The sequence below is a fragment of the Providencia sp. PROV073 genome (genome assembly GCF_033688125.1).
GTDB lineage: Bacteria > Pseudomonadota > Gammaproteobacteria > Enterobacterales > Enterobacteriaceae > Providencia > Providencia hangzhouensis.
In genome coordinates this window covers 65,884-82,989 of the sequence record NZ_CP096354.1, presented here as the reverse complement: position 1 = coordinate 82,989, position 17,106 = coordinate 65,884, and the positions used below count along the sequence as shown (strand labels likewise).

13 protein-coding genes are annotated in these 17,106 nt (G+C 37.0%); 8 read left to right on the top strand and 5 right to left on the bottom strand.

The features are described from left to right. Positions 1-19 precede the first annotated feature (19 nt). The 6 genes from M1F17_RS20975 to M1F17_RS20950 all read left to right on the top strand — a co-directional run bounded on the left by M1F17_RS20975 (position 20) and on the right by M1F17_RS20950 (position 10,098). The gene (locus M1F17_RS20975) at positions 20-1,027 is read left to right on the top strand and encodes an AAA family ATPase (RefSeq protein WP_023159922.1); all 1,008 of its coding nucleotides are present in this window, start codon (positions 20-22) and stop codon (positions 1,025-1,027) included. A 98-nt stretch (positions 1,028-1,125) separates the two neighbouring features. Continuing rightward, positions 1,126-2,313 carry a DUF3150 domain-containing protein gene (locus M1F17_RS20970; RefSeq protein ID WP_159287629.1) on the top strand — a complete coding sequence of 396 codons (1,188 nt, stop codon included), beginning with the start codon at positions 1,126-1,128 and terminating at the stop codon, positions 2,311-2,313. A gap of 64 nt (positions 2,314-2,377) precedes the next feature. After that, positions 2,378-4,153, top strand: coding sequence for a VWA domain-containing protein (locus M1F17_RS20965; RefSeq protein WP_159287628.1), 1,776 nt, complete (start codon positions 2,378-2,380; stop codon positions 4,151-4,153). A 235-nt stretch (positions 4,154-4,388) separates the two neighbouring features. Then, positions 4,389-5,420 (top strand): conjugal transfer protein TraF, encoded by a 1,032-nt coding sequence (gene traF, locus M1F17_RS20960; RefSeq protein ID WP_159287627.1) that lies wholly within the window; start codon positions 4,389-4,391, stop codon positions 5,418-5,420. A gap of 15 nt (positions 5,421-5,435) precedes the next feature. After that, on the top strand, positions 5,436-6,845 hold the full coding sequence (locus tag M1F17_RS20955) for a conjugal transfer protein TraH (RefSeq protein ID WP_159287626.1): 1,410 nt from the start codon (positions 5,436-5,438) through the stop codon (positions 6,843-6,845). Between the two features lie 19 nt (positions 6,846-6,864). Further along, positions 6,865-10,098: a conjugal transfer protein TraG N-terminal domain-containing protein gene (locus tag M1F17_RS20950; RefSeq protein ID WP_023159917.1), complete on the top strand. Its 3,234-nt coding sequence runs from the start codon at positions 6,865-6,867 to the stop codon at positions 10,096-10,098. A 58-nt stretch (positions 10,099-10,156) separates the two neighbouring features. Here M1F17_RS20950 and M1F17_RS20945 read toward each other — a convergent pair whose 3' ends face one another. Continuing rightward, on the bottom strand, positions 10,157-10,330 hold the full coding sequence (locus tag M1F17_RS20945; RefSeq protein ID WP_159242430.1) for a hypothetical protein: 174 nt from the start codon (positions 10,328-10,330) through the stop codon (positions 10,157-10,159). A gap of 239 nt (positions 10,331-10,569) precedes the next feature. On the opposite strand from M1F17_RS20945, the gene traN reads away from it, so the two are divergent. Beyond that, positions 10,570-13,341 carry a conjugal transfer mating pair stabilization protein TraN gene (gene traN / locus M1F17_RS20940; RefSeq protein WP_023159916.1) on the top strand — a complete coding sequence of 924 codons (2,772 nt, stop codon included), beginning with the start codon at positions 10,570-10,572 and terminating at the stop codon, positions 13,339-13,341. A gap of 34 nt (positions 13,342-13,375) precedes the next feature. Here the strand turns inward: traN and M1F17_RS20935 are convergent, their stop codons facing one another. Genes M1F17_RS20935 through M1F17_RS20920 form a run of 4 tightly spaced genes read right to left on the bottom strand, consistent with a single transcriptional unit; the run spans position 13,376 to position 15,864 of the window. Further along, positions 13,376-14,215, bottom strand: a complete 840-nt coding sequence (locus tag M1F17_RS20935) for a hypothetical protein (RefSeq protein ID WP_023159983.1) — start codon at positions 14,213-14,215, stop codon at positions 13,376-13,378. Then, positions 14,215-14,775, bottom strand: a complete 561-nt coding sequence (locus tag M1F17_RS20930) for a FlhC family transcriptional regulator (RefSeq protein ID WP_023159982.1) — start codon at positions 14,773-14,775, stop codon at positions 14,215-14,217. Before M1F17_RS20930 ends, M1F17_RS20935 begins: the two co-directional genes overlap by 1 nt. After that, the gene (locus M1F17_RS20925; RefSeq protein WP_159287625.1) at positions 14,772-15,326 is read right to left on the bottom strand and encodes a hypothetical protein; all 555 of its coding nucleotides are present in this window, start codon (positions 15,324-15,326) and stop codon (positions 14,772-14,774) included. The genes M1F17_RS20930 and M1F17_RS20925 overlap by 4 nt, the downstream gene beginning before the upstream one ends. Continuing rightward, entirely contained in the window at positions 15,316-15,864 is a 549-nt protein-coding gene (locus M1F17_RS20920) for a transglycosylase SLT domain-containing protein (RefSeq protein WP_159287624.1), read from the bottom strand. The genes M1F17_RS20925 and M1F17_RS20920 overlap by 11 nt, the downstream gene beginning before the upstream one ends. 486 nt (positions 15,865-16,350) lie before the next feature. Between M1F17_RS20920 and M1F17_RS20915 the strand changes: the two genes are divergently transcribed. Continuing rightward, on the top strand, positions 16,351-16,809 hold the full coding sequence (locus tag M1F17_RS20915; protein WP_023159980.1) for a hypothetical protein: 459 nt from the start codon (positions 16,351-16,353) through the stop codon (positions 16,807-16,809). Positions 16,810-17,106: the final 297 nt, after the last annotated feature.

Below are 17,106 nucleotides of genomic sequence, written 5' to 3'. Positions count from 1 at the left end.
TATTTAAATAGGTAAATATATGAACGCTGTAAATAACAGTTTTGATATTAAACGTAACACTCCGGTCGATATGGAATCTTTAGGTATTATTCTGCCTGAGAATTTAAAGGGCAAATATAGTATCAAGGGTTTTTCTAATGACCATCAATTTTCAGAGTATATCCCGAAATTTAATGAGAAGTATGTGTTTGAACCTTCACTCAGAAAGCATGTGTTAATGTGGTTTGATAACCCATTAGATACATCACTCTGGATTTCTGGACCTACTGGCTGTGGAAAATCGTCAATAGTTGAGCAAATTGCTGCTCGTATGAATTGGGGATTGATGAAAGTAACAGCCAGTCCTGATCTTGATATGAGTAGCTTACTCGGTAGTTTTCGGCTAAAAGTCGATAAATTAACGGGTGATCAAGAAACCGTCTTTCATGAAGGACCGCTAACCATCGCGTATAAGCATGGGTTGGTTTTTCTGATTGATGAGTATGACCAATTAGAACCTTCCGTAGCTAATTCCCTCAACGGGATCTTAGAGATGGGTTCTCTTGTCATTCCTGAAACAAATGAATGCATTCATCACCATGAAAACTTTAGATTTGCAGTAACTGCAAACAGTAATGGGACCGGTGATATGACAGGAAATTACAGTGGTGTAAAACCGCAGAATATAGCCAACCTCGATAGGTTTATGTTTGTTGAGGCTGACTATATGCCCGAAAAAGAAGAACGTAAGCTACTTGCTTCATTTTTGTCTGATCCTGAATCACATCAGTTACTGACGGATGGACTAATAAAGCTGGCTAACGATGTACGTAAAAGTACATCTGCGACAGTCACTAACTTCAGTAGTACCGCTATTTCAACTAGAAGCCTTGTGAATGTTGTTCGCCGTTTCGATTTTATGCTTCGTTCTAAACAACCACCGGTAGATATTCTGTTAGATGCATGGCAATTACATATCTCTAACAGAGCTCCTGAAGATGAAAAAATAGCATTGAACGATATGTTTAATGTTTATTTTAAATCTTAATTCAAATCTTATTTTTAATTTTAATTATTAATAAATCGACAAGGTAAATAGATTTATCTATTTGCCTTTTTTAAATATATAAATATGTAGGTGAATTTATGAGCCCAAACATTCTTGAAAACGTAGTAATTTTTTCTCTGGAAGGTATCCGTTTAACTACTGGAAGAAAAACACTTAAAGGTAAAGATATTAAGGTTATTAACACTGGAGATATAGTTCTGCCTCCCGAAACAATAGCCAGCCTCGGAACCAAAAAGGTTATTGACCCTGCAAAAATCAACAAAATGCGTACCTTTCGTACTGGTGCTGATGCAATCTGTTCAAAATATGGTGTTCCATTCTTGAACGGGTATGCAGTGCCGACTTCACTTGCAAGTCACGTAAGACAGCAGTTGAATGATTTAAAGGACCAATTCTATATATTCAAAAATGAGTTTTTATCCGCTATATCAACTGATTTTCTTTCATGGTTAGATAAAGAAGATGAAACTGTAAAAAAACTGTTTGAGTCCGAAGTGATTGACGTCAAGCGGTTAGATGAAAAGCTACAATTTGGTTTTTCTTCTTTCAATATTTCACCCTTTGGTGAAGGCGAGTCAGAAGAAAAAGTACAAAGCCTTAAAGAATCTGTCCTGCTTGATGTTGTTGATAGAATTTCTGAGTTACGGGAACGTGGCTCATACAATGCATCAAACATATCTCAAACTACACTCAATACGTTACGAGAAGTTGCAAGTAAGCTGAAAGGATTAGCTGTATTAAATCCAGATGCTGGCAGTTTAAGTGATTATTTGAGTAACTTTATTTCAACGTTGCCAAGCGTTGGGAGATTGTCTAATGACGAATCAATTGCCGTAACAACACTTTTTATTACGTTATCAGACATTAAAACTTTGAAGCAGTTAATAAACTCCACCAATGTGAACAATGTATCAGATGTGGAATTAACTGTTTTACCACAAACTACAAACAACATTGATGTATCAATTGCCATACCAACTTCAGTACCTGTAACGGGTAATACTGATAGTGATTTCATTGAAATTGTAGTCGATGAAGATGATCTTGCTGAACCAACAGAAAACGATTTAAACATTGTGAATGTCGCCGAAAACTCACAAACGGTTACAGTGCCGAATGTGAGTCAAGATGTTGTAGAAAATACGACACCAACTCCGACACCAATTGATGTTCAATCAGAACCTGAAGTAGTTTCTTCGGATCTACCTGCAAGTTCATCCTTTAGTGTTGAAGATGAAAATCAGGATGTTCCATTTTTCTACTAATAATATGGGAAACCAAACTAACGCCTGAATTTATTCAGGCGTTTTTATTTAAATAGGTATATATATGAAACAATTAAGAAGTGCAGCCTCATTAGCAATCGTTGCTAATGTATTGGCTGGCAAATTTGACATTTCAATTAAGTTTACTACTGATGAAGCGTATTGTGGTGTATCTGAAAGTGGTAAATATGAAATAGGGATTCCTTACACAACTGATACATCTTTCGGTAATATTTTGTTAGGTTTTTTACTTCATGAAATTGGACATGCCAAATTCACTGATTTTTCATTTGTTGCTCAAACAGGCAACAAATATATTAGTGTATTAGAAAACATTTGCGAAGATATCTGGATTGAATCAAAGTTAGAGCATGTTTATGGTGGTGCCAAGTATTACTTGGATGCCGTAAGACAACATGTTTTTACCGAAAAGCCTATTAACTCCGTTATTTCAATTGAGGAAAAAATTACGTTTTTCATCAACTACGTTTTACTGCATGGTAGAAGTAAATATAACGGAGTCGTTGTTAACAACATTAACGATCTAAAACTTCAATTCATTTCAATCTTTACCAAAACAATTTCTGACAAGGTTGATAGATTATTAGAAATGGTGCTTTTATCCACAACTACTGTCGATAATAATCTGATCGCAAAAAAATTATTCATTGTTCTAGCAACAGCCCTTCAACTCAAACCACAAGATACGTTACCTCCTTCTAATGGGAGCTCTGATAATTACGGTAACTCTGAGGGGAATGACTCTGACGGTTCTGGCAACTCTGACTGCTCTGGTATGGGTAAAACTTCAAATGGACCTAATGACGCCAATTTTTCAACCGAAACTGATATTGACGATTTAGATTCAGATCCAGAGAGTTTTAGCGATATTTTTAAGGATGTTTCATTCGATACTATAAATGCCAATGTTATTCAAGATATAACATCTACAATCTCGAATAAGGAACAACTTAAAAAGGATATGAGTTCCAAGGGAATAGTTAATGATTTTTTTAACGTTGCTATTATTAACACAGAGTGGAAGAAGAATTTTGATCAAGCCACTCAAACAATAACTTCTCTTGATATTAAAAGAAGTTTGACAACAGGAAGTAGATTACGCCGGTCATTTGAAAAATTAGTCCATGATAATACTACATCCACTTCACGGTTAAGGGAGCAAGGCGCAAGAATTAAATCTAGTAAATTAGCAGGTGTTAAAACGGGAAACACTAACATTTTTAAGACTAAAAATGTTATCCAAAGCCCAAATTGTGCTTGTTCTATTTTACTTGATACTAGTTCCTCAATGCATGAATACCACTTTGATACATCTCGTATTCGAGCTGCATTATCTTCCGTCATTGCAGTATTGGAAGGGTTAAATATCTCAGGTGTTTCAACCGCTTGCTATGCATTTCCGTTTTACGTTGAAGAATCCAATTCACTACTAGTACAAACGATGAAGCCAAGATACACACCGCTTCGCGCAAGTATTTCTCAAGGTGTTTTTACGCACAAAGGATGTTTAGGCTCTACTCCATTGGCTGAAAGTTTGATTCCCGTAATAAGCGAAATCGCTCTATCAAGGGAAAAGAAAAAGATGATTTTTATTATCACTGACGGGGAACCTAATGATGATAAAAAGACAAAAGAAATCATCAATTCAGCAACAATCGAAGGGATAGAAGTCTGTACCTTTGTATTGAACGAAGATGGTGCAAACGAAGCCTATTTCAAGGGGATATTTGGTAAAAATACAATATTTATCAATAATTTCAATGAAATTGAGCAATCCATACTTCAAATGTGTGCAAATTTAATAGTCACAGCACGATAGTAAAAGGTTACTTTTCGCGTTGTTACACAAAGTTTGTTTTCACTTACAACAACTATAAAGCCTCCTTCGTCGGGGGCTTTTTTTTGCTTGAAATTTATCACCCTAATACAAGAAAAAATAATTATTGCAATTATAAAATACAAATATTTTCCATGTAAAAAATGAATAAAAACAGTGTTTTCCTAATGCAAAACATTTTTATTAGGTCGCTGTCATCAAACATAAGTGAATTTCAATGAGAAAACATAAATATTTATCTATGGCTGTAATTGTAGCTATCTCATTTTCAGGAACAGGTTATTCTTTGGCAAATCAGGAGCCCAAGAAAGCATACGATGATTCTGAGCAGGTAATTGGTGGAAGTGTACAAGACTTGGAAAAAAAAGATGAAGGGTGGTTTTTCTATAATGAAAAGCAAGTCACGAAACCAAAGCCAATCATTCCAACTAAACCAAAACCAGATACACCAAAACCTAAGCCAGTTGAACCAAAACTAATACCAGCGCCAGCTCCTGCACCAGAGCCGAAATTTACTGTTAAATGGTATCGGGAAAACATTCAGAAGTTACGAGATGAGGCAATTGACAATCCGACTAAAGAGAATGTAAGGCGATACTATTACGTGCAACGGATCATGCTGGACAAAGCCAGCCGTTATGCAGATATGGCGAGACTGGTAACTACTACTGATCCTTTCATTGATGAAAACAATCGCCGATCCACATCCTCATTTGCGGCTATGGAGCAAACACGAGTAGCTGACGAAAATAGAGGACGTGTTTTGAATAGCATTTCAAGTAAAGCAGGTATCTTTTTCTTTTTTAAAGGAAAGGACTGTCCTTTATGTGAGAAGCAAGCCTTTGTTTTAAAAACATTTAGTCATGAAACTAGCATAAATGTAATTCCTATTTCTGTTGATGGTCTCCCTCTACCTCAAAATGAATTTAACAATATGAAAATTGATACCGGTCAAGCCAAAAAACTTGGAATTACTAATGTACCAGCGATTGCATTAGCCATACCCCCTAAAGATATCAGAATCATTTCATTTAGCGCTATCAGTAGTGATTCTCTGAAGGAACGCACTGTGTTGATTGCTAAAGATGCAAAACTAATTTCTGAACAAGATTACACAAGCACACTTCCCCTTAATCACAATGGATATATTGACAGCGACATAATCAAAGATATGCCAGACGATATTTTAAATGACCCAATTCTATTTGTTGAATATATCCAAAAACGATCTCAAGTTACAAAACCTTAAAAGGCTAATTTCGTAATGAAAAAGACATTATTAAGTTTGGTTGTTACAGCTCTTTTCGGATTTACTCCTATTAGTCAATCCGCTGATGTAAACGAGCAATTAAATAAGATGTTTGGCTCTATGTCGAACACAACCAGCGGTGGTTCTTATAAGAGTGTTACTCGCGAGGGGTACGTAGGAGGGGGCTTCGTGGTCCGTAATCAACTACGAACCCTTACACCCGTTAACGTAACGTTACCTAAAGCGTCTGGTGGGTGTGCCGGTATTGATTTCTTTGCAGGGTCATTCAGTTTCATTAACACGGAAGAATTTATTCAATTGCTCCGAAATATCGCGGCTAATTCTGTCGGTCTGGCATTTCAGTTGGCTATTAACGCTATGGATGCCGTACTGGGAGGGGAATTATCAAAACTACAATCCATCATACAAAAGCTGAATGAATACACCGCCAACTCATGTCAATTATCAAAAGGTTTAATGGTAGATATGGCAGGTGCAATTAGCGAAGAAATGAAAACGTCAGTGTCTGCACAGCTTTCGTCAAAAGGTATTCAGGATTCATTCAATAGCTATAAATCCGAGGTGTTAGGTAAACAACCGCCAATGATGGCAGCACAAAAAGCCGGTTTAACAAAACCGTGTACTCACTACGGTAATGTAATGTGGTGTTTATTAAGTAAAGGTGGATTTAATAGTGGATTTTTAAATTCTACTGACGAACAAAAAGAATTAGTTATGAGTTTGACTGGTATGGTTATTGTAAAAGAAGCCACACAATCTAATGACAAATCCACTCCCATATTGCACCAAACAATTGCCCCCATCCCTATTGAGGAAGTCTATGAACTGTTGATGAAAGGCTCAAAAGAAAAAGAAAATGTTCAAATCTATGGCTGTGGTACATCAAAAGACACCTGCATAGCTCCAGCACCGAAGAAAATTAAGGTTGATGGGCTTCAGACTCAATTCTTAGATATATTTGAAAAATATAACTATCTTCAAAAATATATAAGCAATGAGAAACCTGCTGAAAACATAAAGCAAAAAGTATTGTTTTTCAATGTTAATGGGGCTGTCACTAATGGTTACAAATTAATAGAAGGTCAAGATACTACTAGAGCAATGCACTATTACAGAAATATATCTGAAATAATTAGTTATGAAGCAGCCTTCGTATATTTAAACGATATGTTAACTGTCGCAGAAAGCAGTGCAGATAGAATTATAGAAAACAATGAGGAACCTATTTTTGCTCATATCAAAAAACAGCGTGAAATGATACGAGATGCAAAAGTAACCCTTCGACAAATACATGATGGTTACATTGTTAAGCATGGTGGTTTAGTCAGAATAAACGAAATATTTAATACATTCATGGTCGGTACGAAACCAATTCACGTTCCAGATGGTGTGAACGCCCAATAATCAATCGGAGTAATCAGTAATGGATTTTCACGTATACACATCATCTGGTGGAGCTTCGGCGCTTTCAATGGTGTTTAACGGGCTTAGTATGCTCAGTAACGATGGTGTCTTGGCAGGATCATTTAAAATCGCTTTTTTGTTATCTATCATCGGATATGTAATAAAATCTGCCGCTGATGGTGGTAAAACCATAGCATTTCAACAAGCTGCCGTATCAGTAGTTCTATTTTTATGCTTCTTTCAAGTTACAACAAGAGTCACGATTGAAGATGTTACAACCGGCGAAGTACGGGCTGTTGATAATGTACCTTTCGGTGTTGGTTTTACAGCATCAATTATCAGCAATACTGGTTATCAGTTTACACGAAAAATGGAACAGGCATTTTCAATGCCAAGCATGACTGAAAACGGTCCCGTTGACCCATTGTATACCCTTGCATCAATGTTTGATGCAATGCGAGATCCGTTAATTTGGTCCAGTGGCGATAGCAAAAGTGCTCACTTAGAGGAAGCTATAAAGGTTTACACAAATCAATGTCTTGCATTTGATATTGCAAGAGGGGCTCAAAGTTTCATGGGGATCATGAATAAGCCATTTGATGATCAACTAGCAACAAGCCCGAACAGAACTATTGCCATTGAAGTAAACGGTAAAGTTGATGATGTGTCCTGTCTTGAGGCAATGAAAAGTATCAGGCTTATGGTTGGCGGACAAGCTGACTCAATCGGTAAAGGTGTGCTCAGTGTAAGAAATGGGTTTAGTGAAAAATGTAAAACATATGGCTCAAAGAACCAGTGTTCACTGCCTTTTGCAAACAAAACCATGACTGAAGCAATGACATTTTTTGGAGCAACTGGGAAAAACCTACGGGATTTTCAAGCACAGCTATTAATGTACCCATTCGTTGTTAATATGCCACAAACCGCTAATGAAAACGCCTATCACTCATATGCGGCAGTTGCTAAATCACAGTCGCAAATTCAACAATCATTCAAATGGGCGTCTGAAGGTTCGTCATTTCTAATTTGGATTCAGTATCTTCAGTCTTTTATACAGGCGGCTGTATACGGTCTGGTGCCATTTGTTGCCTTCGCTTTAGCATTCGGATTAATGGGCGTAGGTTTGAGCCTTAAATACGTTCTGGTGCTTTTGTGGATTCAAACATGGCAACCGTTGCTGGCGATCATGAACGCTATTATGTTAACTAAAACACAGTCTGATATCTCAGTGCTGGTTTCTGGTGCTTCTAGTTTCTCCGATTTATACCATTTGTTATTTGTTACACAGAAAAATATCGCCATAGCAGGGCACATGATGGCATCAGTACCGATGTTGGGCGCATTTGTGGTGTTTGGTTCCTCTTATGCTTTCACGGGATTAACAAAAGGTCTATCAACAACTGGTGCTCCTGATACGTCACCAATGACTCCAGATGCTACTGATTCTCCTGCTTTACACAAGCAATCAGCAGTTACTGAACAATCAGCACATAATGCAGTATCAACGATAACTGGCGGGAATAGCACTGCTCCAAAACTGGACTTATCAAATACGCGACAACAAGCTATACAATCTGCTTCCAGCAGAAATATTACAGCTCAAGAAACTTTAACTTCTGCTATTGATAAAGGTGTTAGTTCTTTGAGTTCTATGGGGATAAATACATCTCATAACTACGGATCTACCATCAATAGTGATACAGGTTTGAGCAATACAGTTAGCAATTCATCCAATAGTGGTTCGATGCTCACAACTGGTAATACATCTTCCACTATTGATGAGAGTGCCAAAATTACGGCTTTATCCGGTGACGCAAGCGTATCAGGTGGTATGGGTGTAGGTTCTCCAGAAACGGGTGGTGCTGGTGGTAAAGGAGTTTCTATTGGTGGTAGCACTGCCGTTAGCGCTCAATCCTCCGATATTCACCGTAATTCCGGAGCTCAAACAACCGGCATAATGACAAATGACTCTGTTGCAACGAATGACGCAACTAGTGTATCTAATAACATTCAATTTGCTGAACACATTGCGGATCAGCTTGATAAACATGGTGGTACTCAAGAAACAGCACAACTTGCTCAAAGCATCCGACAAGCCGCTTCACAAGCAGAAACAGCACAAGAATCATATAGTGATACTGTTTCTGCGAATAATTCAGTATCTACCAAACAGTCTTATACCGCAGGTCAGGTGGCAACTTTAGCAAATGAAAACAGTAATGTTATAGACAAAATCAATAACGAAAACCTAAGTAATGATGAATTTCAAAACAGAAAAAAAGAATACCAACAGCAGCTTAGTTCCATTATGGGAGCTTCAGATGCAGAAAGCGCTGCGACAATATATGCGGCAAATGATACTGGTGGTTTAGCTAATCACTTTGGCGAATTGTTCGGTCCTGCAACAAACCCTACCGGTGCAATGAATGGCGAAGAAAGTAGAAACATGAATGTTGCACAAAATACAGAGACAAAAGTTCAAGAAAATATTGTGAATAATCAGGGGGCTGTTAATACCAAGTTCGTTAATACAACTGCTCAAGCCCAACAGTACCTAAACAGCCAACAGGCTAATATAGAAGATGAGTCAGCCAAAAATAATGCAGGACTAGGTATGGCTGAGCATTATTCAGAATCTAGGAGAGCTAGAGAGCAATTACATGGTAGCTCGGTATCAGAAAATAGTTCTCGAATAATTTCAAATGAAGGTACAAGTGTTGCTACTAGCATGAATGCATTGACCAATTCAGTTAGTAACGTGGGTGCAGACCAAAACAATATAGAATCAGATACAACAGCAAATTTAAATTCTATGAAGTCAGTAAACGCTGCAACTATGCCGTATGAGCAGTCCAACAATATTACTGACGGTCTGGCAAAATATGCAGCTATTGCTAAAAATTCCACCTCTATTAATCAAATTAATGAAGCAGCAACAAATTTCGCAAATACATATTATGAAAATGGTGGTAATGCTAGCCGTGACCAACTTTACAGCGCACTTAATAATGTGCAAATTGAAGCAAGAACTGGGTCTGGAAATACTCAATTAAACATTACCAACAACACATTAGCTGGTGGTAACGGCAATCAAATTCCTCAAAGAAGTCGTCGAGATATAATTACCGGTACTGATCTCTCACCTAGTTCTATACCAGAAAAACCAGAAAAATCAGAAGGTTCTGGTGAAGATAAAGCAATTATTACAAAAGGTAATCCAATGCCAAGAGTAGAACAAATTAAACCACGATAACGGATATAAAAAAGGCAAAAACATTGTGTTTTTGCCTTATCTTTATGATCAGCGTTACTCAAATTGGCATTAAAAAAAACACCAGAAAAACGACGATAGCAATACCTAATCCATAATCTTCTAAAAAACTACCGAAACCAGAACCGTTTTCACGCTTCCTAACATAAGCAGAGCCATATAAATCAATATCATGTTGACGCTGTTCTGCGGCTTGTTGTTCTGTTTTTTGCATTCTCTCCGCATGACACTTACACGAACGGGTGAAGTGATAATAACGCGGTCGTCTGTATATGAAACCGTGATTAAAAGACATATCGCCCCCCTCAACTGATTAATTTATATACCATCAAATCATACCTTATTTGATAAAAAATTACATGCTAAATAGAACCCTTTTCTAAGTATTTATCCTGAAAAACAAAAATGTAAGGTGTTTATCATGTGATGATCTGAAAACCATGAGGAAAGAAAATGATTCAAAATTTTAGGAGAAGAAATTTTTCTTCGGTGGTGACACATTTATCACTAATAGCCTATCTCTCAGTGATGATAACACCCGTTAACTCATTTGCTGAAGTTTCGACAAAACCTCCAGAAAACACAGGTAAATATCAGACAGATAAAAATAATCTGGAGGGAGTTACTGCTGGTCATGACACAGCTAAAGAGGCTTTAAATTTTTATAAAACATTACCAAGCCTAAATGTAGATTCGAAAGGTACTTCACAATTTGGTAAAGGTGAATCTGTCAATTTTAACAATATTTATTATAAAGACAGCTTTGCTATGGGGGTAGATGATGTATCAAACGTCTATGGCAATGATAGCAAAACAAATGAAATTGGGTTTCATGAATCAAAAAAACTGAAAACAGAACAAAGCCCCAAAGGAGAGGCATACCGAACTTTAGTAGGGGCATCCCGTCACTCCTCAATTGACATTAACAAAGATGATGATGTTTTTAATGTTCATAACGATTTTCTCTCAAATGAAAAAAAATATTCCGATGCTATTTCAAAATGCGAAACAAAACAGGTATTTGAGGATTATGTAGATAAAAAGCACATACCTGATTATAAGGAATGCACAAAAACAGTCGATGTGACAGGTGGTTACATAGTTAATCATCCATATTTAGCAGGTTTGGTATCTCATAATTCAGGTCCTGCAAATATTAAAACCTGTGGTGAGACATGTGTTGATATCTGGTTAGGAAAAGTAGGTGATGACTATTGGAAAGGTAACTGCCGAATATTTGAAGATTATATGTCTGTGAATGTTATTAACCCAACCGCTGTTATTAGCGCAAAAATAACCCGCGCTAAATGGGATGATTACATGCAAATCTATGCTGGTACAAGCACTGATCTTGAACAGGTATGGGGTGGACCACACGGAAAAGATGTTTTTCCACCTGAAACTCCTGGTCGGTGCGAACTTTCAACGAGTTGGGATCAGCAGTTAAATGTTGATGTGACTGAAAAATTTAGTAAAGTCCAACCGAATGATGAGGTATTTTTTAAAAACAGAGTATCAGTAACCGGTGCAGGTGAAGGCTTTGCACAATTACGCATTCAATTTGATAAGAAAAAAGCACTTACTAATGATGTCTGGAGCTCGCCACAGCAAAGTGAATTTAACAAGGCTGTAAAAGCCATTAAAGAAGGATTTTGTCAGGATTACACTGTTGTTTGTCATGACACAATAATCCCCGATAAAGACGGTTGTGCTGTCATAGATGGTGTCAAACTCTGTAAAGAGGACTTCGTACCACCTCCGTTAGATAAAATATCACCATTCTGTAAGAGAGCAGAAGTGATCACGCATTGCGGTAAAGAGCATGGGGTAAACAACACATGCAAGAAATACGAGAAGCAAGGTTGTTCGTTTATAAAATCTCAATGTTTAACAGGAAAAGAAGGTGATATTGCTGGTTGCTGGCAATCTAGTGAAACATGGGATTGTGGAAAAGATGTTACCTTTAATAATGGCGCAGTCCATGAAAAGCTAATTTGTGACGGCGCTGTACAATGTCTAAATGGATCATGTTTACGTCCTTCATCTCAAGAGAATGGTGATTTTGCAACAGCGGCTGCTATGTTGAATGCGGCATCTTTTGCATTGGCAGATACGAATTGTGCTGATGCAGAAGAAGCAAACAACGGTGAATCTTCTTTGAATAAAGAGCAATGTGTCATTTTCAAAGGTGAAGCTCTGACATGCCGAACGGCAATGGGAGGATGGGTAGATTGTTGTGATCAACCGGTCGGTGTGAGCTGGATAGAATACGTACAGCTTTCAATGATGACTATGAGAGCGGCAGATGCCTTAGCGATAGAAGCAGGGTTGTTTGATGGTGGTGTAGGCTTATTTGATATGGCAAGCACAGCAGCTATGGATGCGGTGGAAGCTATTACAAAACCTGCTATTTCCGCTTTTAACTCTTTTGTTGGAAATGCCGGTGCTGAAGTAGCTCAAGGAGTCGCTGAAAAAGGCGTTGTCTCGATGACAACAGCAGCGCTTAACAACCTAACAACCAAAGTTGCCGAATGGACTGCAAACACCTTCGGTGAGGCTGTTACAAACGCTATTTTCCAATCCGCAGCTACTGAAGGCGGAAAAACTGCAACTCAATCATTAGCAGAAAACGGAGGGGCTAGCTCAGGTGCTTCAGTAGTGCAACTTTCATCAACGATCACAACAGCCATGTCAGTTGTCGGATATGCATACTTGGCATACCAAATGGCAAACCTATTGGTGAATATTATATGGGCTTGTACCGATGAAGAATTCAAACTGGCAATCAAAAAAGAAACTAAGTTAGCGACAAAGGTAGACAGTTGGTGTTCTAAGAAGGTCCTTGGCGCATGTATCGAAAAGAAAAGTAGCTACTGTGCGTATAACTCTCAGGTAGCCAGAATAATCACTGAGCACGTTAGAGGAACAATAGGATACGGTGATACAAAAAATCCGAATTGTGAAGGAATTACATTAGCAGATATGGATAAAGTAGACTTCACCAAAATAGACTTTTCTGAATGGACCGCAACTCTTAAAGAAGCCGACATGCTTCCTGATTTCAAAGAATTTGACCTCGATAAATATACGGGTTCTGGAAGTACACTCAATGCTGATGGAAAGCGAGTAAACTCTGTCGAGCGATTTACCAGAGGGGTTGAAGGTACAGATTTAGAAGAAGTTAGACAAAGAGCGAAAACAAGGTTAAGTGTTAAAGATGAATAGATAAAAAAAATCCCGCTTATTAGCGGGATTTTTTTTATCTAAATTTATATACCTGACCATTCCGTATTATTTTTGGCTCACTTTTCAAATTGCTCGGCAAAAACAGTACGGTTTCAGGACCTAACTCAACACTAATTTTCTTGAATTCTTCCTCATACCTACCAGTATCGTGTAAATAATGAACACACTCATGATCCGTATAATTATATGAATACTTCAGATTAGTGAATGGTGCTTGATGCACATTTACATATAGATTCTGATCGGAAATATTTCTATTTTCAGTAACAGATACAAATTTAGCAGCGTTACATGCTAAAACATTTCCAGCCACTTCAGCTTTAATTGCATTTGATAAGTATTTATCAAAGACAGAGTTAATACGCTTCGTTTTCAAAAGTTGGTCACTGAAACTCAGCGGTGTAGATCCCCATTCGGTTACTAGTAAACGACCTTCCATCATAGGCGCTCGTTCTTCTGGTGTGCTTGTATCAAAAGCTAAGAGCCCAAAAACAGGGTTTACTGTTGCAGCAAGGGTAAGATCCACTACATTTACTGCATTCTTACTTTGTGAGATGATTTCTCTTAACTGATCCATCCCTTTTGTATCGCTTACAACAATAGGTTCCTTAATTTTTTTTAATGAATTTCCTTTCTGACTTGGTACTAACACAGCAAAGATTGTGTAATTATCCGCATCATCATCTAGATTATTCAACCCTATTGATTTAGCAATTTTGAGAGCTTCACTTCCATTTTCAACCACTGGTTTTGAAGCCTCATTATTATATATCCAATTACTATTTTCATTATTAGCACAGCCGGATAACACTAATGAAAATAGAATTCCTGTAATCATTTTACAACTTTTCATTATTCACCCTTATTATTAATGAATTCATTTTCTTTAGATTCAGAGCAATAAGGACATTTCATATTGCAGGAATCCTCTGATTCGTGTGTAAGATAGATATATTTCTGCCGACACTCAAAACAGCCAGTTAAACCAATTATTCCATTTCGGTAATTGGTTGCAATTTGCCATGCCAAGTTCGGATCAATTATGTGTTTCTTTAATGGATCATCAAAGAAACCACAATGAACATTAAATAAATGGCGGTATGCTTTATAAGCACCAACCAATTCTTCTATTTGCAATCTATTTTCTGGATCTTGTGCAGTCATTAAATATACATGTAAAAAATCAGTAGCAGATCGTTTATCATGTTGATTAGCTAATATAGTGCTAATTTTTCTTAGTCGTCCTAACGTAAAATCATTATCCTCATTATCAATTCCTGAATCATTTCGTAAACATCCATACATACGTGGAGATATTGCTGGAATCTCAGACAATATTACATTCTTTCTAAATCCAAGTTTTATCATATCAATTGCTAATTGATAATCTTCTGGCGCAATAGTTAATTTCATTTAAACACCTTTCCACATAAGCGCGCTCTAGATTTAAGATAGAATAATACATCATCATATTTTTTATGATAACCATCACTATCGACTAATCTAGTTGATATAATCGAAGGTCTGTAAATTGGAGAAATATTTATTTGCTTTGAATACAAAGAAAACAGTATTTCCTTAAAAGAAAACTTATTAATTGTATTGTATGACTGACAATCATTAAACCAAAAGAAATGATTAGTATCTGTGCCAGACATGCTATTAATAATTGCTGATTCAATTAGCATTGTTAAACGCAAAAATGAAACATCCAACAGAGATTTTTTAAAATTTGGGTCTTTCTTAGTATATAAAGACTGAGAATCCTCTTTATAGCTTAATATATAAGCAGGCACTTTCAATCCACTGAAAAAATCTCTCATAATGGAAAAATCTTCAACAAAACAGGTTTTGTCAGAATTGACGACCACAAATGGATTATTATCAACTCTTTCAGAATTACTTAATAAACTGAAAAGTACATCAGTCATTTCAGTGTTGTAGCAATTTATTTTATTGTTCATTTTCTTTCAATCTTTTCCATATGAGCAGAACTGATTCACCATATTCTTTAGCTTTGTTCTTTAACGCTGGATTTGGTGTGTGATAATTACCGATGGCTTGCGCTATATCATTTGGAGATAGTTCAATCGCTCGACACAAGACCTTCGCTGATACCTCAATGTTCTTATCTACATCTAATAACTCAGCAGGGTCAGAAACATAATTACTACCGTTCCAACGCCAATTAATTTGTGTAATACCGATATCAGTCAATGCTGAAACGCTTACATATTCCCGCACTTTTCGGACAGCATCATCTCGGTTCACCGGATAATAAGAGCCCATAATTGGGTTATTTAAAGCATAGCGATGGGGTGCAACAAAGGATTTATCGGCTGTTCTATGGGAGCTCTCTTTAAGAGCAATAGCATAGAGTAAAAGCGGATCGAGGTTACATTGTTTAGCGTGCTTTTCCCACGAGGTATTAGTTAAATCTACAACAGCAGCCTCGCAAATCGCAGCATTAAAAATGCTTAAAAACAGAAGAAAGCGTTTCATCCTCCCCTCACTTATTCTGAGCATATACGTATATATCAGTATAAATTATAGTAAGACATACATTAGTCGTCAACACACTATCTACGACTAATGCAATTTATTATACATTTATTTACAGTATACGTAAACAGAGAGGGAGTAAAATTTCACTTATATTCAACATGTTACATAACAAAAATAATTAGTAGCATGATACTTATTATCCAAAGAAATTAATAACATTCGCATTAAGTCGAAAATAGGTGTTTTATGGCTTACGAAAGACAATTCTTTCTTCTGCACCAAAATTGTTATCGGCACATTTTCAAAAAACATTAAGTCACCAAGGGGGTTTTGGTGACTTAATGTATCTCACATATTAAGTCACCAAAACAGTAGTTACGACTTATTGTAATCGAGACATTAAGTCACCAATAGGGTGGTTACGGTATAATTAGTTTATGTTAAAATGACTTTTTCTGAACCTTTTCTGGAGTGCTGAAATACATGTCAGTATCATATGAAGATGCGTTATTGCTAAAGCTGGAAGCAATCCTTGCTGACTGTGAGGAAGCAATAACTGTATGCGCTGATAATGCGGTAAATCTGATCCAACAGTTTATGCAAGAAATAAATAACAAACAGCTATTCTCCCCATACCTGCCAGTAATTCATAACGACAGGGGCTCAGTACGGATTCGATGGGGAATGGTCGTGATGAACAAGGCGACTAAAAAAGTTGGCTCTATGCGTAATGCTCCAACCACAGGTAATGGCGATTTTGACATACGCTATTTTTCTATTCGGTCAGATGAAGTACGCCAACTTATTCAAAAATACGAGGATAAGTTTAAAATTATCAGGGCTGACATTAAGCAAACCAAAAATATTACTAAATCATTGAAAATGAGAATTACACATTTGAAAAAGGGCACAAGAAAAACGGTTATCGGTGTTACTCGCTGATTTTTATGTTTTTTTTGTTTACTGTGAGCCGTAGGCGATCTTTTAGGGGGTACTGTGAGCCGTAGGCGATCCTTTCCCTGTCTTTAAAAACAGCGTAGGGGCGATTTTGAGAGGTCTTACACACATCATCGTGGGTAAGCATTGGCGCACAGGCTAAAGTGACTCAGAATCGCTTAGACGAAGCATATATGATATTAAAAAGCCACTACTTGCATCCATTCACTTTTTTCAGCCATTTTGTGCAGTATTTTACGAATAAGTAGAGGCTTTCCCTTTGGTGAAGATAGCCAGACACAA